Genomic DNA, 21487 nt, shown 5'->3' with positions numbered 1-21487 from the left:
CGGCCCTCATCGCGGCAGGCCCTCGCGCAGCAGCACGCAGGCGCCGTCCTGCGCCGCCTCGACGCAATGCAGGTGCAGCCCATGGCCGTTCCTGCATCCGGCGCTTGCCGCCGCGCATTCCTCCCAGCCGGCGCGCCGCAGGCCGGCCAGTATCCGGCCGCGCTCGAGCGCCGGACCGGCATAGAGTTGAACACGCCGCGCAGCCATGCCTGCCTCGCCCGGCCAGTGCGCTTCGTGCAAGAGCGCCGCCTGGGCCGGCATGCCGGGCTCGCGCGCGCCGCCCGCGGCGGCGCTTGCCGCGGTGCCGGCAACGGCGGTTACCGCCGCGCCGGCCGTCGCCGCGCCCACGTCCCAGCCCGACAGCCATCCGGCCGTGCGGCCCTGCACGCCGGTCAGCCTCATGAGCCAATGCGTCGGCGCTTCGAACCAGGAAAGCTGGGCCTGCCCCGGCTCGATCAGCAAATCGGCCCCTTCCGGCAAGGCCGGCGCCAAGGCTTGCAGCAGGACGTCCACCGGCACCGGGGCATGGAAATGCCGCAGGCGCAGCGGCTGGCCCTGCCATTGCAAGACCATCGGCGCCTCGCTGAACGAGCCGCGCGGCAGCGCCAGGACCACGCCGCCGGCCTGCAAGCGCGGCGGGTCCGCCGCCCAGGCAGCGGCGGCAGGGCCCCACTCGCCCGGTAACATGACGCATAGGACCGCCAGCCAGCGCCAGCGGCACGCACCGGACCGCCTCATGGCGCCCCCCAGGGCCGGGGCGCACGCAACAGGCGCTCGGGCACCACCGCGCGCCAGGCGCCCAGCCAATCGAAATCCGGAGCGGTGCGCGGCCAGGGCCGATCCACCGCTTTCATGAACGCCGCTACGCGCGCACCGCGGGCCATGCTCGCGTCGGCGGCCTGTGTCCAGCCCGTGGACGAGAGCGCGATGCGCCGCTGGGTCTGCAGATCTGTGCTGCTGTGCGCCGCGCCGGTAGCCAGCGACGTGTGGCGCACCACGCGCACGGCAGGCTCGGCCTGCGTCGCGCGCAGCAGCCGCGGCAACGGCACCACGGTGCTGGCCCAGGCCTTGAGCAGGCCCGGCTCGTGCGCCAGCCATTCGCGCCGCAAGGCCTGCGCGTGCCCGGCGCCGGCCGGCACGCGATCCGCGCCCGGCTCCCGGTGCCAGCGCAGATCCCCGCCGTGCCCGGCGGCCTGCCCCGGCACCGTGGCGGGCACCGCCGACGGGTGCAAGGGGTCGGCCTGTGCCGCCGCCTGGAACGCCGCCAGGCGGCTGGCGTCGGCGGCCTGCATCCCGGCATGCTGCACCGTGCCGGTATAGGCGACGGCCAGCCAGAGCGTGGCCAGCACCGGCAAGGCAAGCAAGGCTTCGGCCAAGGCCTGCCCTGCCTGTTGCCCGGTGCCGGGCGGGCGCCAAGACCGGGCTTGGCCGTACCTGGGCATGCCGCACCGCGTCATGGCTGCTCCAATGGACGCAAGCGGGCCTGCCAATACGGATGGAACAGGCTGGGCGCTTCGGCGCGGCCATCGGCCCGCGCATGCGGGCGCACGAAGTAGGTCTCGGCTGCGCTATCGGCCTGCACGGCATCGATTGCGGCAAAAGCAGCCGGGCCATGCCAGCCGGCCCGGCTGGCGGGCAGCCCAGGCAAGCGCAGCGAGACGGCGTCCAGACGCAGCCTGATGGCCAGGCGCAAGCTTTGGGCGCCACCCGGCGAGCGCGCCAAGTCGGCATGGCCGGGCAAGCCGCGGCCGGGCCAGTGCGCCGCGCCGCGCACGGCATAGGAATTGGCCAGGAAATTATCGCTGCCGTCGAGCAGGCTCCAGTCGGTGGCCGCGCGCACCCAGCGCCAGAAATCCTGGGCGGAAAAGTCCTCGGGCGGATCTTCGTGGTGAACCAGGCCGCCGGTTCCGCCCTGTGTGCCGGCCAGGCCCCAGCCCATGGGATATTCGCGGAAATAGCAGCCAATGCGGCGGTTGCTGCGCAAGGCATGGTAGGACAGCGTATCGTGGGCCTGCCAGCGCCCTTCCAGGTCCATCCGGGTATCGCCGCGCCGGCGCAGCTCGTGGCGCAGCCAGGGACACTGGCGCGACACGGACCAGGGGTTGCGTACGGTACGGTTGCGCGGGTGCAGGAAGCGGTAGGGCGCCACGGCCGTATCGACGGCGCCGCGCAGGCTGCCCCTGCCCGATGGCGCATGGCTGACGATAAAACCGGACAGGTTCTCATCGAGCAGCTGCATGGCCGGCAAGGCATCGGCCATGGGCAGCAGGCCCGGCTGCGCGGCCTGGAAATTGGCGGCCAGCACCTGCCGCATCGCGCTCATCCGCGCTTGCGGCAGTTCGGCCACGATGGCGCGGCGCGCGCTGTCGAGCACGTCGTGGACCACGGTTTCGTGGCGGGCGTATGCCTGCGCCAGCCCATCCGGGCCGCCCAAGCCCGGGCGCGCGGCCGCATAGGCCGATCCGTACGCCGCCCCGAACAGCATGCCGATCAGGAACGAGGGCGGATTGCCGCGGCGCACCCGCCCGGACTGCGCCTGGCCATGCTGGGCCCAGGCGGCCAGCGTGACCAGGTGGGCCATACCGACCTGGTGCGCGATCTGGGCCCGGTTGATCATGGCCAGCAGGTTCAGGCTGCGCGCCTGGGCCAGTGCGCCGCTATAGGCGACGGCGTCGGCCACATGCGTCAGACGGCTGCGCGCCGCGGCGCTGCTGCCGGCCATGCTCATGGCCAGCCATGCCAGCCCGCCGGCCGCGGCCACCAGCAAGGCCAGGGGCAGGGCCTGCCCGCCCTGGCGCAGGCCCAGGCAAGCCTGCGCCCTCACTTGGCGGCGCCGGCGTTGTTGGTGAAAGCCTTCAGGCCGCGCGCATCGGTCTGCTTGGCGGCATTGCCGGCGGCCTTCTGCGCGGCGCGCGATTGCGTGCTGCCGTCTTCGCCGGCAAGCTCGCGCGCCATGGCGGCTGTCTGCGAGCGGACGACTTGCCCGAACAACTGGTAGACCGCAATAGCGGCCACCGCGATCAGGGCGACGACAATGATGTACTCGGTCATCCCCTGGCCGAGCTGGGACTTGCGCTGTTTCATGAGGGCTCCATGCGTTGGTAGGCATGGAGCCAGTCTGCGCCCTTGCCCGGCGCCCCGCTATGCGGAGCTGCCGAGGCGGATGCAAACGTCGCACCGCCCTTGCGGGCGGCGCGTAGGCGTCAGACCACCTGCACGCGCAGCTCGCCCAGGCCCTGCACGCCGCCCACCATCAGGTTGCCGCGCGTGACCGCGCCCACGCCTTCGGGCGTGCCGGTGAAGATCAGGTCGCCGGGCTGCAGTTCGAACAGCCCCGACAGGTAGGCGATAGTCTCGGGGATGTTCCAGATCAGTTCCGAGATGTCGCTGCTCTGGCGGCGCTGGCCGTCCACGTCCAGCCAGATCGCGCCCTTGTCGATCAGGCCGGTCTTGCTCACGGGGTGCACCGGGCCGATGGGGCCGGACAGGTCGAAACCCTTGGCCACTTCCCAGGGCCGGCCCTGCTTCTTGGCTTCAGCTTGCAGGTCGCGGCGCGTCATGTCCAGGCCCAGCGCATAGCCCCAGACGTGCGCATTGGCCTGCTCGACGGCGATGTCCTTGCCGCCCTTGCCGATCGCCACCACCAGCTCCATTTCGTAGTGCAGATTGGCAGTCTTGGAGGGATAGGGCATCTGGCCGGTCTGTCCATCGTCCACGGCCAGCAGCGCATTGGCCGGCTTGGCGAAGAAGAACGGGTCCTCGCGGCCGCTAAAGCCCATCTCCTTGGCGTGCTCGGCATAGTTGCGGCCCACGCAATACACCCTGCGCACGGGAAAGCGCGCACTGCTGCCAGCCACCGGCAGCGCCACGGTCGGGGCGGGTTCGAATACGAATTCCATGCTGCGATACCTTATGAAAAAGGCAGCCCGAAAAGGCTGCCGGTAAGCTTCTGACGACACGCAAGGCCGGGGGCGCCCAGGCCGCCCGGCCCGGCATCACTTGGCGCCGGCCTGGTAGCGCGCCGCGCTTTGCTCGACCTCGGCGCGGGCTTCGTCCACGCCGCCCCAGCCCTTGACCTTGACCCACTTGCCCTTCTCGAGATCCTTGTAGTGCTCGAAGAAATGCTGGATACGCGCCAGGTCTTCGGCCGGCAGGTCCTCGGGCTTCTTGATGTCGCGATAGACGGGATAGAGCTTGTCCACCGGCACGGCCAGCAGCTTGGCATCGCCGCCTGCCTCGTCGTCCATGTGCAGCACGCCCAGCGGACGGCATTTGATGACCGCGCCGATCTGCACGGGGAAAGGCGTGACCACCAGCACGTCGGCAGGATCGCCGTCCTCGGACAACGTCTGGGGGATATAGCCGTAGTTGCACGGATAGTGCATGGCGGTCAGCATGAAGCGGTCGACAAAAACCGCGCCGGTTTCCTTGTCGACTTCGTACTTGACCGGCTGGGCGTTGGCGGGAATTTCGATGATGACGTTGAATTCGTCGGGCAGCTTGCTGCCCGCGGGCACACGATCAAGACTCATTATGCGACCTTGTTGGGGATGAAGAAGAAGTTATTTTTTCTCGGCAGGCGCATCCGGGCCGGGCTTGCCCTCGGGCTGCACCTCGTTGAAATCCACGCCCGGAATCGGCGCGCTGTCGAAATATTCGTCCAGCGCTTCGGTGGCGCGGACCTGGCCGCCAGCCGGCCCGGGGGCTGGGTCCTGGACCTGGCGATCGGCCGCCCCTTCGAGTTCGCGGGCGTAGGGATCGAGCACGTAGTCCGAGGCGCTGGCGGCCTCGGGCGGCTCGGCGTGGAGGACCGGCTCGGGCGCCGGCGCGGCGGTGCCGGGCGTCTCGATGAGATAGTCGTCCATGCCCTCGCCGGCCAGCAAGGCCGGATCAGAGCGCATGTCGGCAGCCGGCAGCGAACCGTCCGAGGCCAGCACCGGCAGCGGCATGCCCGCCGCGGTGGCCAGGCGCCAATGGCGCGCGGCATCGTGCGCGCGGTCCAGGCGGTCGTACAGGCTGCCCAGCAAGGCATGCACCCGCGCGTCGTTGCGCCGCTGCGCCGAGCGCAGCAGGTAGCGCTCGGCCTGCCCCCACAACTGGCCGGCCAGGCAGAGCATGCCCAGCACGCACAGCAGGTCGGGATCGTCCGGACGCTTGGCCAGCCATTCCTCGGCCTTGGCCAGGCGGCGCTTGACCTGGGCGGGCTCGCAGCGCGCATAGGCCATGATGAGCCGCTCGTCCATCCTGGCCGCCACCGCGGCCTCCAGCACGCGGGCGGCCTCGTCGGGCTGGCCGGCCTGCTCGAAACGCGCCGCCGCCGCCAGGGCAACCTCGGGCAAGGTGCGCTCGTCGGCCTTGAGGTCTTTCCAGACGGCGCGCCAGGCATCGTCGCCGCCGGCGCGCAGGCGCTCGGCCGCCGCCGTCTCCAGCAGGGAAATGCCTTCGCCCTTGGCCAGCACGCCGCGGCGCATCAGGCTGCGCGCCAGGCCGAAAGTCTGTTCGTGGTTGCCCAGCGCATGATGCGCGCGCAACAGCAGCCGCTGCGTATGCAAATGCCGCACTCCGCCGTCCTGCAAGGGCGCCAGGCGCTGGACCGCGGCCTGGGCCTGGCCCTGGTCAAGCAGCAGGTCGGCGGCCACCGTGGCCACGGCCTCCTTCAGGCCCGCGTCCTGCCCGGCATGCTCCAGCGCCTGGTCCAGCAGCGCGTCGCGGCGGGATATCTCGCCCAGGCCGTGCGCGGCGCGCGCGGCCGACAAGGCGGCCAGGACCTTGCGCGGCTGGCTGCGCGTCTGTCCCAGCAGCTTGGTCAGGTCTTTCTCGGCGTGGGCATAGCGCCCTTCCAGAAAGCCGATCCAGCCGCGCTCGAGCAGCTCGTGGTCGCGCACCTGGGCGCGGCGGCCACGCCAGGCGCGCACGCGGCTGGGAATCGACAGCAGCCAGCCCAGCAGGCGCAGCCCCACATAAAGCCCGATGAAGGTCGCCACCAGCAGGAGCACGGCCAGGGTGAGCGAAAGCTGCACGCGCCAGGGCTCGACCAGGATGAGCACGTTGCCCTCGTGCTCGCGCAGGAATACCGCCAGGGCGACGGCGACAGCGGCCAGCAGAAGCGTCCAGAACCAGGTGCGCATGCCTTCAGTCTCCGCGGCTTTGCTGGCTGGCGGCACGCACGGCAGCCAGGGCGCTCAGGCTGTCGGCGATATCCGGCAGGGGCACGGCCACGTCGGTGGCGGCCAGCTCCCGGGCCAGCCGCAGGGCCGCCTGGGTTTCAGGCGCACGGCTGTCAAAGCGCGAGCCCAGCGCCGACTCGACGGTGGACAGCTCGCTTTCCCACACCGGGCCCTGGCGCATCAGCAGCGCCAGTTGCGCGGTCAGCAGGCGCATGCGCAGGTTGCCGCGCAGTTGCGCGCCCTGGTCGGGCGAGAGCAGCAGCGCATCCGAATCATCCACGCGCTGGATGCTGATCAAGTCGCCCACTTCGCGGCCCAGCGTGTCCCAGGCCCGGCCCGGCCAGGCCGACATCTCGGCACGCAGGCGCTCCCACCAGGGCGCATCGGGATCCACGGGCGGGGCCGCCGGCGGCGGAGCCGGACGGGCAGAAGGCTGTCCGGCAGGCTCGTCCACGCTGGCCGCGGCCGCGTCGGGCACCAGCAGCGGCGCGCGGCCCACCAGGTCGATCAGGCGGTCGAGCCTGCCCGAGACGGCGGCCACGTCGACCAGCGGCACCGCGCGCAGGCGGTCCAGGTCGCCGTTGATGGCTTGCTGCAACGGGGCAAGGCGCGGCTGGTCGGCGCGCGCCAGGCGGGCCTGGGCCGTTTCGAGCGCCACCACCGCGTTGCTGACGTTGCCGGCCAGGCGCAGCTGCTGGCTGGCCAGGGCCAGCATGCGATCCACGTCGTTGACCAGCAGCGCCTCGCCGGTATTGTCGGAGAAATTCTGCAGCGACTGCTCGAGGCTGTCGAACTGCGTTTGCGCATCCTGCAGCGCGCTTTCGAGGGCGGCGACCCGGCTGCCCTGCGTCTGCACCAGCGACAGGGCCTGGCGCGCATCGCGGCGCAGCTGGCCGACCTCGGCCGATACGCCATCGAGCCGGCTGGCCAGTTCGCGCACGCTGCGCTCGGCCTGCCTGTGCTGGTACCACCAGCCGGCGGCCAGCGCCGCGGCCAGGAGCACCAGCACGATCACCGCCACGCCCAGGCCGGGCGTGCCGCGGCGCGGCGCAGCCCCCGCCTTGGGCGCCGCGGGCGGCGGCGCAGGCGGAGGCGAGGCGGAAGTCTGTGCGGAAGCCGTCGCGGTAGGCTCGACGGCCGGTGCCGGCCCCTTGGTCGTCTGGGCGCCCGTGGCGCTGTCAGGTGTCGTTTCTGTCATGTCGCGATTGTAGTCGTTGCCGCGCTCGCGCGAGCGTTTGCCGCCACGCACGGCGGATGCCCGCCATGCCCCGCTAGCGCAAGGCCGCGAAGCCGCGTGCCAGCGCCCCCTCTTCAGGCAAGCAGATTTTTACCATCGCCTTGGCGCGCGCGTCATTACGGAACGTATCGGCCGGGCCGGCCTGCCACAAGGGCGCCAGCCGCGGATGGGTCACGACCGCCGGGCAGCCGGCCAGCCATTGCGCCAGCCCGCGTGCGCGCGCCTGCTCGCGCACGGCGGCCAGCCCTTCGGCGCTGGTGATCAGCCAGGCCGCCGGCTGCTGCGCCTGCGCGGCCTGGCGCAGGCGCAGCAGCGTGGACTGCGGCCAGGACTGCGGCAGGCGCCGGTACAGGGCCAGTGTCTGGACGCGGGCACCCTGCCCGGCCAGCCGCTGCGCCAGCCAGTCCCGGCCATGCTCGCCGCGCACCAGCAGCACTCGCTGCGGACGCAGGCCGCCGGCCTGCATGGCCTGCCACAAGGCTTCCGAATCGTGGTTCAGGGCTTGCGGCAGGGGCGAGACCAAGGCGGCCCGGCGGTTCCAGCCGGGCTGCGCCTGCACGGCGGCGGCGCTGGCCGCGCCCACCACGGCCGCGGCGGTGGCCTGCGGCCAGACAAACCCGCCGTAACGCCTGCGCAAGCAGGAAAAGTACAGGCGCGCGGCGTTGCCGCTGACCAACACGACCAAATCGTAATCGCGCGGGTGCGGCAGCTCGGGCGGATCGAGGGCCTCGATGCGCAGCGCGGGCTGGACCAGCACTTGCCAGCCGGCCTGGCGCAGGCGTGCGGCCAGCGCTTCGTTACGGCCTTCCGGCCGCGTCAGGACGGCAAGCTCCGGCTTGGCGCCGGACACCTCAGGACGCTCCGTCCGCCAGCAGGCCGCGCAGCAGCTCGCGCGCGCCGGCCTGCAGCAGGCTGTCGGCCGCCTGCAGGCCGACCTGTTCGGCTTGCGCCGGCGCCCCTTGGGCCTGGGCATGCAGGACCTGCCGGCCGTCGGGACAGGCCACCAGCGCCCGCAGCGACAGCAGCCCGCCGCCGCATTGCGCATAAGCGGCCAGCGGCACCTGGCAGGAGCCCCCCAGCGCCCGCGAGACGGCCCGCTCGGCCAGCGCGCAAGCCGTCGTGTCGGCGCAGGCCAAAGGAGCCAGAAGCTCGCGCAGGTCCTGGCGCGAGGCCAGGATCTCTATGCCCAGCGCGCCCTGCCCGGCCGCCGGCAGGCTTTCCTCGGGTTCGAGGCAGCAGCGGATGCGCTCATGCAGGCCCAGCCGTTGCAGCCCCGCGGCCGCCAGGACGATGGCGTCGTATTGGCCGGCGTCCAGCTTGCCCAGCCGGGTGTCCAGGTTGCCCCGCAGGGGCTGGACGCGCAGATGGGGATGGCGCGCGCGCAGCTGCGACTCGCGCCGCAGGCTGGAGGTGCCCACGACCGCGCCGGGCGGCAGTTCGGCCAGGCTGGCGTAATGGTTGGAAACCAGTGCATCGCGCGGGTCGGCCCGCTCGAGCACGGCGGTCAGCAGAAAAGGGTCGCTCAGGTCGACCGGCACGTCCTTGAGCGAGTGCACGGCCATGTCCGCGCGGCCGTCCAGCAGCGCGTTCTCGAGCTCCTTGATGAACAGGCCCTTGCCGCCGACCTTCGAGAGCGTGCGGTCCAGGATACGGTCGCCGCGGGTGGTGAGCTCTAGCAGCTCGACCCGGCAGGCGGGATACAGGCCTTGGAGCCGGTCCCGCACGTGCTCGGCCTGCCAGAGGGCAAGCCGGCTCGCGCGGGTGGCAATGACCAGTCGTTCGGGCTGTGACACGGCGGGCCCTGGCACTACATCAGGGCCTTGGCCGCCACCGCCACCACGATGCCGATGACCGCCAGGATCATCAGGCCGGTCAGAAGGCTCAGGCCGGATTCATGCTGACGGGGATGGCTGGTCTTGCGCAGGCTCATTTCGCTTAGGCTTCCTTGATGGCGTTTTTCTTCCGGGCAGCCAACGCGCGTCCGAGCAGGACGACGAGCAGCGCACCGACGATTTCAGCCCCGTATTTGACCACGGGAGGCTGCACGCCGAGGTTGCGCTCGATCACGACATCGGTCACCAGCATGCCGCCGGCGATCCAGCCCAGCAGCGCGGCGCCGAAAACCACCACCATCGGGAAGCGGTCGATGAGCTTGAGCACCAGCGTGCTGCCCCAGATGATGATGGGCACGCTGACCAGCAGGCCGAAGATCACCAGGCCCAGCTGGTGGTCGGCATGGGCGCCCTGCGCGGCGCCGGCAATGGCGATCACGTTGTCCAGGCTCATGACGAAGTCGGCCACGATGATGGTCTTGATGGCCTGCATGATCGAACTGCCGCCCTGGATGTTGCCGTGCGCATCCTCCTCGGGAATGAGCAGCTTGATGCCGATCCACAGCAGCAGCAGGCCACCGACCACCTTCAGGAACGGAATGGACAGCAGGGTCAGGGCGAAGAAGATCAGGATGACACGCAGCAGGATGGCACCGGCCGTGCCCCACAGGATGCCCTGCATGCGCTGCTTGGGCTCGAGGTTGCGGCAGGCCAGCGCAATGACCACCGCGTTGTCCCCGCCGAGCAGGATGTCGATCAGAATGATCTGAAAAACTGCCGCCCAGCTGAGCGTCTGGAAAAACTCAAGCACTTTGATCCCCCTTTACGGATATCGAAAAACCTATGAATGAACGAACGAATGAATGATGCCGGGATGCCCCGCCGCACGCGAGGCATCCGGCGGGACAAGCCCGCGATTGTAGTTCAGCTTTCATTAAGCTTTTTGGTGACGGACCAGAAAGAATTTGCCCAGCGCCAGCACGAGCGCAGCGCCGATGCCGCCGGCGATCAGCGCCAGGCTGTGATGGGAAATGCCCAGCATGGCATCGACACGGTGCAGGGGCTGGTCCAGCGCCGGATCGCCCACCAGCATCTCGCCGGCCACGAAGCCCAGCAGCGCCGCGCCCACCCACACGATGACGGGAAAGCGCCCGATGATCCCGAGCAGCAGCGAGCTGCCGAAGATGACCAGCGGGATGCTGATGGCCAGGCCCGCCACCAGCAGCGTGAAGTCGCCCATTGCAGCGGCGGCCACCGCCACCACGTTATCCAGGCTCATCACCAGGTCGGCCACCATGATGGTGCGGATGGCCGCGCCCAGCGTGGCGGTCTTGGCGCCCTGCCCGCCGGCCTGGCCCTCGGGCAGCAGCAGGGTCACGCCGATGTAGACCAGCAGCAACGCGCCCACGGTCTTGAGCCAGGGCAGCAGCAGCAATTGCGCGGCCACCAGCGTCAGCACGATGCGCATGACGATGGCCGCCACCGAGCCGGCCACGATGGCTTTTTTCTGCTGGTGCGCGGGCAGCGCCCGCGCAGCCAGCGCGATGACCACGGCGTTGTCGCCGGAAAGCAGTATGTTTACCCAGATGATCTGGATCAGCGCGATCCAGAAGACGGCGGAAGTCGGTTCCATATCCCTCGGTCCAGCAATGCGAAGATGGTTGATTGGCGGTCTGGGCGCCTGTTCGTCTTGTGCGAGCCGAGGGGAACGATATGCGGGCGCCGGAATTCTTATGGGGAATTTTCTTTCATTATAGTTTCATCTCGCTGACCGGAAATACACGCCACTGAAAGCATTTCGGCAAGGGGCCGCACGCTGGGCCTTCGGCCAGATGCCCCTGCCCCGAGGGGCCGCTTTTTGCCTCGGGCGGCCCAAGGCGAAAAAAAACCCCGGCATGTGCCAGGGCTTTTGACGGAGGCCTCGACACGGCGGGCCGGCGTCGCGGCCTGCCGGTCGATGCGCAAGCCGGTTTACAGCACCGACTTGAGCAGCTTGCCCATTTCGGAGGGGTCGCGCGTGGTGCGGATGCCGCATGCTTCCATCGCGGCCAGCTTGGCGTCGGCGGTGTCGGCCCCGCCCGAGATCAGCGCGCCGGCGTGGCCCATGCGCTTTCCGGGAGGCGCAGTCACGCCGGCGATGAAGCCGACCACGGGCTTTTTCATGTTGTCCTTGGCCCACTCGGCCGCGGCCACTTCGTCCGGGCCGCCGATCTCGCCGATCATGATGACGGCGTCGGTATCGGGATCGTCGTTGAACAGCTTGAGCACGTCCACGTGCTTCAGGCCGTTGATGGGATCGCCGCCGATGCCCACCGCGCTGGATTGGCCCAGGCCCAGGCCGGTCACTTGCGCGACGGCCTCATAGGTCAGGGTGCCCGAGCGGCTGACGATGCCGATGCGGCCCTTGCGGTGGATGTGGCCGGGCATGATGCCGATCTTGATTTCGTCCGGGGTGATCAGGCCGGGGCAGTTCGGGCCCAGCAGCAAGGTCTTGCTGTTCCTGGCCTTCATGCGGTTGCGCACTTCCAGCATGTCGCGAACGGGGATGCCTTCGGTGATGCAGATGACCAGGTCCAGCTCGGCCTCGACGGCTTCCCAGATGGCGGCGGCCGCGCCCGCGGGCGGCACGTAGATCACCGACACGGTCGCGCCGGTTTCGGCCTTGGCGTCCTTGACGGTCGCGTAGATGGGCACGCCCTCGAAGTCCTCGCCGGCCTTCTTGGGATTGACGCCCGCCACGAAGGCGTTCTTGCCGTTGGCGTACTCGCGGCACATGCGGGTATGGAACTGCCCGGTCTTACCCGTGATGCCCTGGGTAATGACCTTGGTGTCCTTGTTGATCAGAATCGACATTTACGGTTTCCTTGGCAAATTCTTAACGGACGGCGGCAACGACTTTGGTGGCGGCTTCGGCCATCGTGTCGGCGCTGATGATCGGCAGGCCCGATTCGGCCAGCATCTTCTTGCCCAGCTCTTCGTTGGTGCCCTTCATGCGGACCACCAGCGGCACGTTCAGGTTGACGGCCTTGCACGCGGCGATCACGCCTTCGGCGATGACGTCGCAGCGCATGATGCCGCCGAAGATGTTCACCAGGATGGCCTTGACGCTCTTGTTCTTGAGCATGATCTTGAAGGCCTCGGTGACCTTCTCGGCGGTGGCGCCGCCGCCCACGTCCAGGAAGTTGGCCGGCTCGCCGCCGAACAGCTTGATGGTGTCCATGGTGGCCATGGCCAGGCCGGCGCCGTTGACCAGGCAGCCGATGTTGCCATCGAGCTGGATGTAGGCCAGGTCGAACTTGCTGGCCTCGATCTCGGCCGGATCCTCTTCATCCAGGTCGCGGTAGGCGACGATCTCGGGATGGCGGAACAGCGCGTTCGAGTCGAAGTTGAACTTGGCGTCCAGGGCGATGATGTTGCCCTTGCTGTCGCGGTTCAGCGGGTTGATCTCGACCAGCGAGGCGTCGGTGTCCATGTAGCACTGGTACAGCTTCTTGAACACGTCCACCGCCTGGGCGGTCGAATCGGCCGGCAGGCCGATCTTGTCGGCGATCAGCTTGGCCTGCTCGTCCGACAGGCCGGTCAGCGGATCGATGTACTCGGTGACGATCTTCTCGGGCGTGGAATGGGCCACTTCCTCGATGTCCATGCCGCCTTCGCTGGAAGCGATGAAGGCCACCTTCTGGGTGGCGCGGTCGGTCACCACCGATACGTAGTATTCCTTCTGGATGTCCGCCCCTTCCTCGATGTACAGGCGGTTGACCTTCTGGCCTTCCGGGCCGGTCTGGTGCGTCACCAGCTGCATGCCGAGGATCTCGCCGGCCAGCTTGCGGACTTCGTCGATCGAGCGCGCCAGCTTGACGCCGCCGCCCTTGCCGCGGCCGCCCGCGTGGATCTGCGCCTTGACGACCCAGACCGGACCGCCCAGCTTTTCAGCGGCGGCAACGGCCTCTTCGACGGAAAAAGCGGGAATCCCGCGCGGCACGGGGACGCCAAATTGCTTCAGCAGTTCCTTGCCCTGGTACTCGTGGATTTTCATGTGTTACCTGTCGGTCGGATGAGAGGAAGAGGAATGAACATCGGCGCCCTGCGGACCGCGGGCGCCTTCGGGGGCCTGATACCAGCGCGGATAGAATTCGCGCGCCACCGCGCCGTCCACCCGCAAGGCATGGCAGCCGTCGAGCTGGAACGGGCGCTGGCCCGTGTCGGCCTGCTCGCGGCGCCGGTTGGCCATGGTCTGCACGGCGGCAGTGGGCAGCACGAACGACAGCTCGGTCATGTGCGTACAGCCCTGGACGCGGCCGAAACGCTCGCGCACGCGCTGGCGGAAACCGCGCAGCAGGTTCAGGCCGACCAGCCTTTCGTAGTCCGGCTCGATGCAGGAGCAGGCCTGGCCGTAGGGCGCGGCGTCATAGGCGGCCTCGGCCGCGACGATGGTGTATTCGGCGTCGAAGGTCACGCGCAGGTGCATATGATGCACGGGCGCGCCCGCCCGGTGAAGCCGGCCGCGCGTCTCGAAATCGTAGGCCTTGGTGTCGATGAGCTCGGCTTCCATGTCCCAAAGCCCGTCCGCGCGTCCATACGACTGGATGCGGATGGAACGCGTATGCAGCGGCTGGCGTTCGACGGTGGGCGAGGAAAGCGGCATGGAAGGCGCAATACGGATGCTGCGGGGCAACAAAGTTTCAAAGTATAGCGCAGCGACAAGACAGCGGCGCCCGTGCGAACCGGACGGCAGGAGCGGCCATGCCCGCCCCTGCCCGCACCGCCCCCCGGGCCGTTTCAGGCAGCCTGTCGCAGCTGGCGCGCCGCCTGCACCATGCCGGCCAGGGCCGCCTCGGTCTCGGGCCAGCCGCGCGTCTTGAGCCCGCAGTCCGGGTTGACCCACAGCCGCTCCTTGGGCAGGCGCTCGGCCGCCCGCCGCATCAGCCCGACCATCCACTGCACGTCCGGCACGTTGGGCGAATGGATGTCATAGACCCCGGGCCCGATGTCGTTGGGATAGCTGAAGCGCTCGAAGGCATCGAGCAGCTCCATGTTCGAGCGCGAGGTCTCGATGGTAATGACGTCGGCATCCATGGCGGCGATGGATTCGATGATGTCGTTGAACTCCGAATAGCACATGTGGGTGTGGATCTGGGTATCCGGACGCACTCCGGCGGTGGCCAGGCGGAAACAATCGACGGCCCAGTCCAGATAGGCCTGCCAGTCGGCGCGGCGCAGCGGCAGGCCCTCGCGAAAGGCCGGCTCGTCGATCTGGATGACGCGGATGCCCGCCTGCTCCAGGTCCACCACCTCGTCGCGCAGCGCCAGCGCCAGCTGCCGGCAGGTCTGCTCGCGCGGCTGGTCGTCGCGCACGAAGGACCACTGCAAAATGGTGACCGGTCCGGTCAGCATGCCCTTCATCGGCCGCTCGGTCAGCGACTGCGCGTAGGCGGACCAGCCCACCGTCATGGGCGCCGGGCGCGCCACGTCGCCAAAAATGACCGGCGGCTTGACGCAGCGCGACCCGTAGCTCTGCACCCAGCCGTTGCGCGTGAAGGCGAAGCCGGCCAGCAGCTCGCCGAAATACTCCACCATGTCGTTGCGCTCGGGCTCGCCGTGCACCAGCACGTCCAGGCCCACTTTTTCCTGGAAGCGCACGACCTGCTCGATCTCGGCGCGGATCTGCCTTTCATAGGCGGCGTCGCTGATGGCCCCGGCCTTCCAGTCGCGCCGCAGCGCGCGGATCTGCGCCGTCTGGGGAAACGAGCCGATGGTGGTGGTCGGAAACGCTGGCAGGCCCAGGGCCTGCTGCTGCGCGGCGATCCGCTGGGCGAAAGGCTCGCGCTGGCGCGACAGGGACGACGCCTGCGCCATGCGCGCGGCCACCGCCGGATTGTGGATGCGCGGCGACTGGCGGCGCGAGGCCAGGGCGCGGCGCTGCGCCTGCAGCGCCGCGCCGACCTGCGCGTCCTGGCTGCCTTGCAGCGCCGCGGCCAGCAGGCGCAGCTCGTCCAGTTTCTGGATGGCGAAGGACAGCCAGCTGCGCAGCTCGGCATCCAGCTCGGTTTCCTCGGCCAGGTCCACGGGCACGTGCAAGAGCGAGCACGAGGGGGCCAGCCACAGGCGCTCGCCCAGCCGCTGGCGCACGGGCGCGAGCGCCTGCACGCAGGCGTCCAGGTCGCTGCGCCAGATATTGCGCCCGTCGATCACCCCGGCCGACAGGACCTTGTCCGGCCCCAGGGCGTCCACCACCGCCTGCAGCTGGCCGGGCGCGCGCACCAGGTCCACGTGCAGCCCGGCCACGGGCAAGGCGGCGGCGATGGAAAGATTGTCCTGCAGGCCCGAGAAATAGGTCGCCAGTAGCAGCTTGACCGGCGCGCCGGCCAGCTGCGCGTAGACGCGGCCATAGGCCTGGCGCCATTGCGGCGGCAGGTCCAGCGCCAGGATGGGCTCGTCGATCTGCACCCACTGCACGCCTTGCCCGGCCAGCCGGCGCAGCACTTGCTCATAGACGGGCAGCAGGTTCTGCAGCAGTTCCAGCTTGGCGGCATCGTCCGCGCCGGCATAACGGTCGCCCTTGCCCAGCCACAGCCAGGTCAGCGGCCCCGGGATCACCGCCTTGACCGCATGGCCTTGCGCCAGCGCCTCGTCGACCTGCTCGAACAGGCTATCGCGGGCGATGCGAAAGGTCTGGCCCGGCACCAGTTCAGGCACGATGTAGTGATAGTTCGTATCGAACCACTTGGTCATCTCGCAGGCGGCCGTGGGCGTGCCGGTGGGGGCCCTGCCGCGCCCCATGCGAAACAGGGTGTCCAGCGCCACCGGACCGTCCTCGGGCTGGCCGAAACGCGCCGGCACCGCCCCCAGCAAAGTGGTCCATTCCAGGATATGGTCGTACCAGGCGAAATCGCCCACGGGCACGAAGGCCATGCCCGCCTCGGCCTGCAGGCGCCAATGGCGCGCCCGCAGCTCGCGGCCGGTGGCCAGCAGCGCCTGCTCGTCTTGCTTGCCGGCCCAATAGGCCTCGACGGCACGCTTGAGTTCGCGCTGCGCACCGATGCGCGGAAAGCCCAGGTTATGAATGATGGTCATAAAAATTGCCCGCCTTCAGGAAGATTTACGCAACAAACCTGCATTCTCCCCGGGCCACTTCATGAATCAAAATCAAATCCAGCATAGATTTATTGAGAAATTCTCATAAAATACGCCGATGCGGCCGCGCGCCGCCCCGCTACGCATCGACACGGCCCCCCATGCTGGAAATCCGTCATCTCGAAACCCTCGTCGCCATCCGCGACGGCGGCAGCCTGCTCGAGGCTGCCGAACGCCTGCACCTGACCCAATCGGCCCTCTCGCACCAGCTGCGCGACCTGGAAACCCGGCTGGGCGTGTCCCTGCTGAACCGCCGCACGCGCCCTGCCCGCCTGACCACGGCGGGATTGCGCGTGCTGGCGCTGGCCGACGAAGTGCTGCCCCGCCTGAAAGCCACCGAGCGCGAACTGCAGCGCCTGGCCGCCGGGCGCACCGGGCGGCTGCACATGGCCATCGAATGCCACTCGTGCTTCCAATGGCTGATGCCCGCGCTGGACAGCTTTCGCGGACAGTGGCCCGAGGTGGCGCTGGACCTGTCCGCCGCGTTCTCCTTCGCTCCCCTGCCGGCACTGGTGCGCGGCGACCTGGACCTGGTCATCACCTCCGATCCCCAGCCCCTGGAAGCCGTGCAGTACCTGCCGCTGTTTCGCTACGAAATGATGCTGGCGGTGGCGCGCGCCAACCCCTTGGCGGCGCACAAGCACGTCGAGCCGCAGCAACTGGCCGACCAGGTGCTGATTACCTATCCGGTGGACAAGCAGCGCCTGGACGTCTTTCGTGCTTTCCTGGATCCGGCCGACGTCGAGCCCGCGGCGGTGCGCCGGGCCGAGCTGACCCCCATCATCGCGCAGCTGGTGGCCAGCAATCGCGGGGTGGCCGCGCTGCCGAACTGGGCGCTGACCGAATACCGGGAACAGGGATGGATGCATCTGTGCCGCCTGGGCCCGCAAGGGCTCTGGAGCACGCTGTATGCGGCCGTGCGCACCGAGGATGCCGACGCCTCGTACATCCAGGATTTCCTGCAGATCGCCAAGGACGTGTGCTTTCGCACGCTGGCGGGCATCAAATCGGTACGCGGCGCGCCGTCGGACTAGTCGGCCGGTCCGTCCGCAAGCATGTCGTCCACGGCGCCGCCGGCCCGCTTCAGTATCTTGCCGACCACTTCGGCGCTGAACCCGCGCGCGGCCAGGAAACGCGCCTGGCGGGCATACTCGGCCGGCGTAGCGGCCGGCTTGCCGCCATAGCGCTTGTGCCAGACCTGCCAGGCCCGCTCGTACTCGGTGGCCTGCAGGCCGGCGCGCGCCTGGCGGATGAAGGTTTCGTCCACCCCGCTGCGGCGCAGCGTCTGCACGATGCGGGCGGTTCCTTGCCGGGCCGTGTGCTTGCGCAGCAGGCTTTCGGCGTAGCGGGTCTCGGACAGCCAGCCTTCCTGCTGCAGGCTGTCGAGCACGGCCTCGATTTGCGCGGCATCCTCGCTATGGCGCTGCAGCTTGCGGACCAGTTCCTGCCTGCTGTGCTCGCGGCGCGAGAGCAAGGCAACGGCGCGGGCCTTGAGACTGGGCCCGCGCCCGCGCGCATCGGTCACTCTTCCTCGGCCTCGGAGGGGGCGATGCTCATGGCGCGGCTGACCACGCCCATGTTGGCGCGCACCTTGTTCTCGATCTCGAAGGCCAGCTCGGGATGCTCGCGCAGGTACTCGCGCACATTGTCCTTGCCCTGGCCGATGCGGTTGCCTTCGTAGCTGTACCAGGCGCCGGACTTGTCGACCACGCCGGCCTGCACGCCCAGGTCGATGATTTCGCCCTCGCGCGAGATGCCCGTGCCATACATGATGTCGAACTCGGCCTGCTTGAAGGGCGGCGCGACCTTGTTCTTGACCACCTTGACGCGCGTCTCGTTGCCCACGACCTCTTCGCCGCGCTTGATCGAGCCGGTGCGGCGGATGTCCAGGCGCACCGAGGAATAGAACTTGAGCGCGTTGCCGCCCGTGGTGGTCTCGGGGTTGCCGAACATGACGCCGATCTTCATGCGGATCTGGTTGATGAAGATCACCATGCAGTTGGTGCGCTTGATGGTGGCGGTGAGCTTGCGCAGCGCCTGGCTCATCAGGCGGGCCTGCAGGCCCGGCAGGGAGTCGCCCATCTCGCCTTCGATTTCGGCCTTGGGCACCAGCGCGGCCACCGAGTCGATGACGATCAGGTCGACCGAGCCCGAGCGCACCAGCGCATCGGTGATCTCCAGGGCCTGCTCGCCGGTGTCGGGCTGCGAGATCAGCAGCTCGGTGAGCTTGACGCCCAGCTTGGAAGCGTACTGCACGTCCAGCGCATGCTCGGCGTCGACGAAGGCGCAGGTGCCGCCCAGCTTCTGCATCTCGGCGATGACCTGCAGGGTCAGCGTGGTCTTGCCCGAGGATTCGGGGCCGTAGATCTCGATCACCCGCCCGCGCGGCAGGCCGCCCACGCCCAAGGCGATGTCCAGCCCCAGCGAGCCGGTGGAGACCACCTGGATATCGTGTTCGACCTCGTTGCCGCCGTACAGCATGATCGAGCCCTTGCCGAACTGCTTTTCGATCTGCGACAGCGCGGCGGCCAGCGCCTTGCTTTTTTCCGCCGCGGCGGCCTTGCTGCTTTTGTCGTCCATGTGCATCCTTGACTTGGGTTGGCGGCAGGCGCCCGGCCCCAGGGGGCCCGCGGTGCCGGAACTGGCGGCCGCGGCTTCATGCCGCGGGTGGCCTTGCCGCTATGGCGAAATTATTGCATCCGATTGTACTGTACAAACGAACAGTATGACAAAAATTTCCGCGTAATCCCGGCTGGGCAAGCCGGCGGCGGCTATGCCAGAATCGGCCATCGCCAAAACGGCCGAACCCGCTTTTTCATCATGCGCATCCTGATCGCCGAAGACGACGGCATCCTGGCCGACGGCCTTTCCCGCTCGCTGCGCCGCAACGGCTATGCCGTGGACTCCGTACAGGACGGCCTGTCGGCCGATTCCGCCCTCTCGGCGCAGCCCTTCGACCTGCTCATTCTCGACCTGGGCCTGCCGCACCTGTCGGGCCTGGAAGTGCTCAGCCGGCTGCGCGCGCGCAACTCGCGCCTGCCGGTGCTCATCCTGACCGCCGCCGACAGCATCGAGCAGCGCGTCAAGGGGCTGGATTTGGGCGCGGACGACTACATGGCCAAGCCTTTCGCGCTGTCCGAGCTGGAGGCGCGCGTGCGCGCGCTCACCCGGCGCGGCGCGGGCGGCGGCTCGACCGTGCTGCGGCACGGCCGCCTGGTGTTCGACCAGACCGGCCGCGTCGCCCTGGTCGATGACCAGGCGCTGGATCTCTCGGCCCGCGAGGTCAGCCTGCTGGAGATCCTGCTTACCCGCGCCGGGCGCATGGTCAACAAGAACCAGATCGTCGACCACCTGTGCGAATGGGGCGAGGAGGTCAGCTCCAACGCCATCGAGGTCTATGTGCACCGCCTGCGCAAGAAACTCGAACCCAGCGGCGTGAAGATCGCCACGGTGCGGGGCCTGGGCTACTGCCTCGAACGGGACCAGAGTGCCGCCTCCCACCCCGCCGCCACGCATTGAAGCCCCGCGGCCCGGCGCGCACGAAGGCCTGAACCAGGAAGCGCTGGACATCCTCGAAAGCGGCCACGCCGAACCCAATTTCGCGCCGCCGCGCCGCTCGCTGCTGGGCGAGATCCTGGACTGGATGCTGGCCCCCCTGTTCCTGCTCTGGCCCATGAGCGTGGCGATCACCTACGTGGTGGCGCAGAACATCGCCAACGTCCCTTACGACCGGGCGCTGTCGAACTACCTGCACGTGCTGGCCGACCAGGTCCAGGTGCGCGACGGCCAGGCCGCGCTCGAGCTGTCCGCGCCCGCCCGGCGGCTGCTGCGCACCGACCAGGCCGACAGCGTGTTCTGGATGGTGACCGGCAGCCACGGCCAATACCTGGGCGGCGACCGCGAACTGCCGCTGCCGCCGCCGGGCACGCCCGCCGTCCCGGGGCAGATCAGCTATCGCGACGATACGCTGCGCGACTTCGGCATCCGCCTGGCCTACACCTGGCTGCCGGCGGCCTCGACCCAGGCCCAGCCCGCGCTGCTGGTGGTAGCCGAGACGCTGGAGCGGCGCGAACAACTGGCCAACGACATCATCAAGGGCGTGATCATCCCGCAGTTCGTGGTGCTGCCGATCGCCGTGCTGCTGGTCTGGTTCGGGCTTTCGCGCGGGGTCGCGCCGCTGAACGCGCTGCGCCAGCGCCTGCGCGAACGGCGTCCGGACGACCTCTCGCCGCTGGACGAGAACGCCGCGCCCACCGAGATCGCACCGCTGGTCGAGGCCGTCAACGAACTGCTGGGCCGGCTCTCGGCCAGCGTGCAGGCGCAGCGGCGCTTCGTGGCCGACGCGGCGCACCAGCTCAAGACGCCGCTGGCGGGCCTGCGCACGCAAGCCGAACTGGCGCTGCACAACGCCAGCCCGGAGGACATGCAGTCAAGCCTGCGCCAGCTGGTGGCCGGCTCCGAGCACGCCACGCGGCTGGTCAACCAGCTGCTGCTGCTGGCCAAGGCCGAGAACGCCGGCGGCGTGTCCATGGAGCGGCTGGATCTGGATGCCCTGGCCCGCGAGCAGACGCAATACTGGGTGCCGCAGGCCATGGCCACCGGCATAGACCTGGGCTTCGAGGCGCCGGACGGGCCGCTGTGGGTATTCGGCAACCCGCTGCTGCTGGCCGAGCTGCTCAACAACCTGCTGGACAACGCCCTGCGCTATACGCCGCAGGGCGGCCACGTCACCGTGCGCCTGGCCCACCAGCGCATGCACGCGGTGCTCGAGGTCATCGACACCGGACCGGGCATCCCCCCCCAGGAGCGCGAACGGGTCTTCGACCGCTTCTACCGGGTGCTGGGCACCGGCGTGAGCGGCAGCGGCCTGGGCCTGGCCATCGTGCGCGAGATCGCCCAGAAACACCAGGGCCAGGTGGTGGTCGACGCCGCGACGCCGGCGGGCCAGGGCACCTGCGTCAGGCTCACCCTGCTGCGGCTGGCCGACTAGCTGTGAACATTCAATAGGTTGTATCCATGGTTCATCCGAACCGGGTTTGAGACACTGGTAATCGCCAAACCACCAGAATGCTCAAGGAGCCAGGCCGGATGAACACCCATAAGCATGCCCGACTGAC

At 69.2% G+C, this 21487-nt stretch carries 22 protein-coding genes; 3 read left to right on the top strand and 19 right to left on the bottom strand.

The genetic code is table 11. The features are described 5' to 3' along the window. Window positions 1-6: 6 nt before the first annotated feature. The 17 genes from V8Z80_RS15300 to metE all read right to left on the bottom strand — a co-directional run bounded on the left by V8Z80_RS15300 (window position 7) and on the right by metE (window position 16310). The gene (locus V8Z80_RS15300) at window positions 7-630 is read right to left on the bottom strand and encodes a hypothetical protein (protein WP_336062583.1); all 624 of its coding nucleotides are present in this window, start codon (window positions 628-630) and stop codon (window positions 7-9) included. A gap of 104 nt (window positions 631-734) precedes the next feature. Further along, window positions 735-1376, bottom strand: a complete 642-nt coding sequence (locus tag V8Z80_RS15295) for a hypothetical protein (RefSeq protein WP_336062582.1) — start codon at window positions 1374-1376, stop codon at window positions 735-737. A gap of 77 nt (window positions 1377-1453) precedes the next feature. Next, the gene (locus V8Z80_RS15290) at window positions 1454-2824 is read right to left on the bottom strand and encodes a hypothetical protein (RefSeq protein ID WP_336062581.1); all 1371 of its coding nucleotides are present in this window, start codon (window positions 2822-2824) and stop codon (window positions 1454-1456) included. After that, window positions 2821-3084: a hypothetical protein gene (locus V8Z80_RS15285; RefSeq protein WP_336062580.1), complete on the bottom strand. Its 264-nt coding sequence runs from the start codon at window positions 3082-3084 to the stop codon at window positions 2821-2823. The genes V8Z80_RS15290 and V8Z80_RS15285 overlap by 4 nt, the downstream gene beginning before the upstream one ends. A 119-nt stretch (window positions 3085-3203) precedes the next feature. After that, window positions 3204-3899, bottom strand: a complete 696-nt coding sequence (locus V8Z80_RS15280) for a fumarylacetoacetate hydrolase family protein (protein ID WP_155196901.1) — start codon at window positions 3897-3899, stop codon at window positions 3204-3206. Between the two features lie 96 nt (window positions 3900-3995). Beyond that, the gene (gene ppa, locus V8Z80_RS15275; protein ID WP_155196900.1) at window positions 3996-4532 is read right to left on the bottom strand and encodes an inorganic diphosphatase; all 537 of its coding nucleotides are present in this window, start codon (window positions 4530-4532) and stop codon (window positions 3996-3998) included. A gap of 30 nt (window positions 4533-4562) precedes the next feature. Next, on the bottom strand, window positions 4563-6128 hold the full coding sequence (locus V8Z80_RS15270; RefSeq protein ID WP_155196899.1) for a heme biosynthesis HemY N-terminal domain-containing protein: 1566 nt from the start codon (window positions 6126-6128) through the stop codon (window positions 4563-4565). Between the two features lie 4 nt (window positions 6129-6132). Continuing rightward, window positions 6133-7416, bottom strand: coding sequence for a uroporphyrinogen-III C-methyltransferase (locus V8Z80_RS15265; protein ID WP_336062579.1), 1284 nt, complete (start codon window positions 7414-7416; stop codon window positions 6133-6135). A gap of 22 nt (window positions 7417-7438) precedes the next feature. Then, window positions 7439-8254: a uroporphyrinogen-III synthase gene (locus V8Z80_RS15260; RefSeq protein ID WP_336062578.1), complete on the bottom strand. Its 816-nt coding sequence runs from the start codon at window positions 8252-8254 to the stop codon at window positions 7439-7441. 1 nt (window position 8255) lies between these two features. Continuing rightward, the gene (hemC, locus tag V8Z80_RS15255; protein WP_336062577.1) at window positions 8256-9197 is read right to left on the bottom strand and encodes a hydroxymethylbilane synthase; all 942 of its coding nucleotides are present in this window, start codon (window positions 9195-9197) and stop codon (window positions 8256-8258) included. A 14-nt stretch (window positions 9198-9211) separates the two neighbouring features. After that, window positions 9212-9334: a hypothetical protein gene (locus V8Z80_RS15250; protein WP_336062576.1), complete on the bottom strand. Its 123-nt coding sequence runs from the start codon at window positions 9332-9334 to the stop codon at window positions 9212-9214. Window positions 9335-9339: 5 nt separating this feature from the next. Then, the gene (locus tag V8Z80_RS15245; RefSeq protein WP_336062575.1) at window positions 9340-10047 is read right to left on the bottom strand and encodes a TerC family protein; all 708 of its coding nucleotides are present in this window, start codon (window positions 10045-10047) and stop codon (window positions 9340-9342) included. Between the two features lie 123 nt (window positions 10048-10170). Then, complete coding sequence (locus V8Z80_RS15240; RefSeq protein WP_155196896.1) at window positions 10171-10869, bottom strand: TerC family protein; 699 nt, start codon at window positions 10867-10869, stop codon at window positions 10171-10173. A 338-nt stretch (window positions 10870-11207) separates the two neighbouring features. Then, window positions 11208-12089 (bottom strand): succinate--CoA ligase subunit alpha, encoded by an 882-nt coding sequence (gene sucD / locus V8Z80_RS15235; RefSeq protein ID WP_155196895.1) that lies wholly within the window; start codon window positions 12087-12089, stop codon window positions 11208-11210. A gap of 22 nt (window positions 12090-12111) precedes the next feature. After that, window positions 12112-13272 (bottom strand): ADP-forming succinate--CoA ligase subunit beta, encoded by a 1161-nt coding sequence (sucC, locus tag V8Z80_RS15230; protein WP_155196894.1) that lies wholly within the window; start codon window positions 13270-13272, stop codon window positions 12112-12114. A gap of 3 nt (window positions 13273-13275) precedes the next feature. Next, window positions 13276-13881, bottom strand: coding sequence for a DUF2889 domain-containing protein (locus tag V8Z80_RS15225; protein ID WP_155196893.1), 606 nt, complete (start codon window positions 13879-13881; stop codon window positions 13276-13278). A gap of 134 nt (window positions 13882-14015) precedes the next feature. After that, window positions 14016-16310: a 5-methyltetrahydropteroyltriglutamate--homocysteine S-methyltransferase gene (metE, locus tag V8Z80_RS15220; RefSeq protein ID WP_155196892.1), complete on the bottom strand. Its 2295-nt coding sequence runs from the start codon at window positions 16308-16310 to the stop codon at window positions 14016-14018. Between the two features lie 161 nt (window positions 16311-16471). Between metE and V8Z80_RS15215 the strand changes: the two genes are divergently transcribed. Further along, a complete protein-coding gene (locus V8Z80_RS15215) occupies window positions 16472-17404 on the top strand; it encodes a LysR family transcriptional regulator (RefSeq protein ID WP_155196891.1) in 933 nt (310 codons plus the stop codon). On the opposite strand, the gene recX is transcribed toward V8Z80_RS15215, so the two are convergent. Continuing rightward, window positions 17401-17895, bottom strand: coding sequence for a recombination regulator RecX (gene recX / locus V8Z80_RS15210; protein ID WP_155196890.1), 495 nt, complete (start codon window positions 17893-17895; stop codon window positions 17401-17403). The two genes, V8Z80_RS15215 and recX, sit on opposite strands and share 4 nt — an antisense overlap. Beyond that, window positions 17892-18950, bottom strand: a complete 1059-nt coding sequence (recA, locus tag V8Z80_RS15205; RefSeq protein ID WP_336062574.1) for a recombinase RecA — start codon at window positions 18948-18950, stop codon at window positions 17892-17894. Before recA ends, recX begins: the two co-directional genes overlap by 4 nt. 240 nt (window positions 18951-19190) lie before the next feature. Between recA and V8Z80_RS15200 the strand changes: the two genes are divergently transcribed. Next, window positions 19191-19889: a response regulator gene (locus V8Z80_RS15200; protein ID WP_155195246.1), complete on the top strand. Its 699-nt coding sequence runs from the start codon at window positions 19191-19193 to the stop codon at window positions 19887-19889. A gap of 124 nt (window positions 19890-20013) precedes the next feature. Next, window positions 20014-21360, top strand: a complete 1347-nt coding sequence (locus V8Z80_RS15195) for a sensor histidine kinase (RefSeq protein WP_336062624.1) — start codon at window positions 20014-20016, stop codon at window positions 21358-21360. The last annotated feature ends 127 nt before the right edge of the window (window positions 21361-21487 follow it).

Source organism: Orrella sp. JC864 (genome assembly GCF_037026685.1).
Classification (GTDB): Bacteria; Pseudomonadota; Gammaproteobacteria; order Burkholderiales; family Burkholderiaceae_B; genus Orrella.
This window is presented reverse-complemented; position numbering and strand designations above follow the sequence as displayed.

Bases quoted from the DNA above. Each gene is read 5' to 3' on its own strand.
- V8Z80_RS15270 (WP_155196899.1), bottom strand. From the start codon at position 6,128: ATGCGCACCTGGTTCTGGACGCTTCTGCTGGCCGCTGTCGCCGTCGCC.
- V8Z80_RS15250 (WP_336062576.1), bottom strand. From the start codon at position 9,334: ATGAGCCTGCGCAAGACCAGCCATCCCCGTCAGCATGAATCCGGCCTG.
- V8Z80_RS15200 (WP_155195246.1), top strand. From the start codon at position 19,191: ATGCGCATCCTGATCGCCGAAGACGACGGCATCCTGGCCGACGGCCTT.
- V8Z80_RS15195 (WP_336062624.1), top strand. From the start codon at position 20,014: ATGCTGGCCCCCCTGTTCCTGCTCTGGCCCATGAGCGTGGCGATCACC.
- V8Z80_RS15225 (WP_155196893.1), bottom strand. From the start codon at position 13,881: ATGCCGCTTTCCTCGCCCACCGTCGAACGCCAGCCGCTGCATACGCGT.
- sucC (WP_155196894.1), bottom strand. From the start codon at position 13,272: ATGAAAATCCACGAGTACCAGGGCAAGGAACTGCTGAAGCAATTTGGC.
- V8Z80_RS15285 (WP_336062580.1), bottom strand. From the start codon at position 3,084: ATGAAACAGCGCAAGTCCCAGCTCGGCCAGGGGATGACCGAGTACATC.
- V8Z80_RS15280 (WP_155196901.1), bottom strand. From the start codon at position 3,899: ATGGAATTCGTATTCGAACCCGCCCCGACCGTGGCGCTGCCGGTGGCT.
- sucD (WP_155196895.1), bottom strand. From the start codon at position 12,089: ATGTCGATTCTGATCAACAAGGACACCAAGGTCATTACCCAGGGCATC.
- V8Z80_RS15240 (WP_155196896.1), bottom strand. From the start codon at position 10,869: ATGGAACCGACTTCCGCCGTCTTCTGGATCGCGCTGATCCAGATCATC.
- ppa (WP_155196900.1), bottom strand. From the start codon at position 4,532: ATGAGTCTTGATCGTGTGCCCGCGGGCAGCAAGCTGCCCGACGAATTC.
- recA (WP_336062574.1), bottom strand. From the start codon at position 18,950: ATGGACGACAAAAGCAGCAAGGCCGCCGCGGCGGAAAAAAGCAAGGCG.
- V8Z80_RS15215 (WP_155196891.1), top strand. From the start codon at position 16,472: ATGCTGGAAATCCGTCATCTCGAAACCCTCGTCGCCATCCGCGACGGC.
- metE (WP_155196892.1), bottom strand. From the start codon at position 16,310: ATGACCATCATTCATAACCTGGGCTTTCCGCGCATCGGTGCGCAGCGC.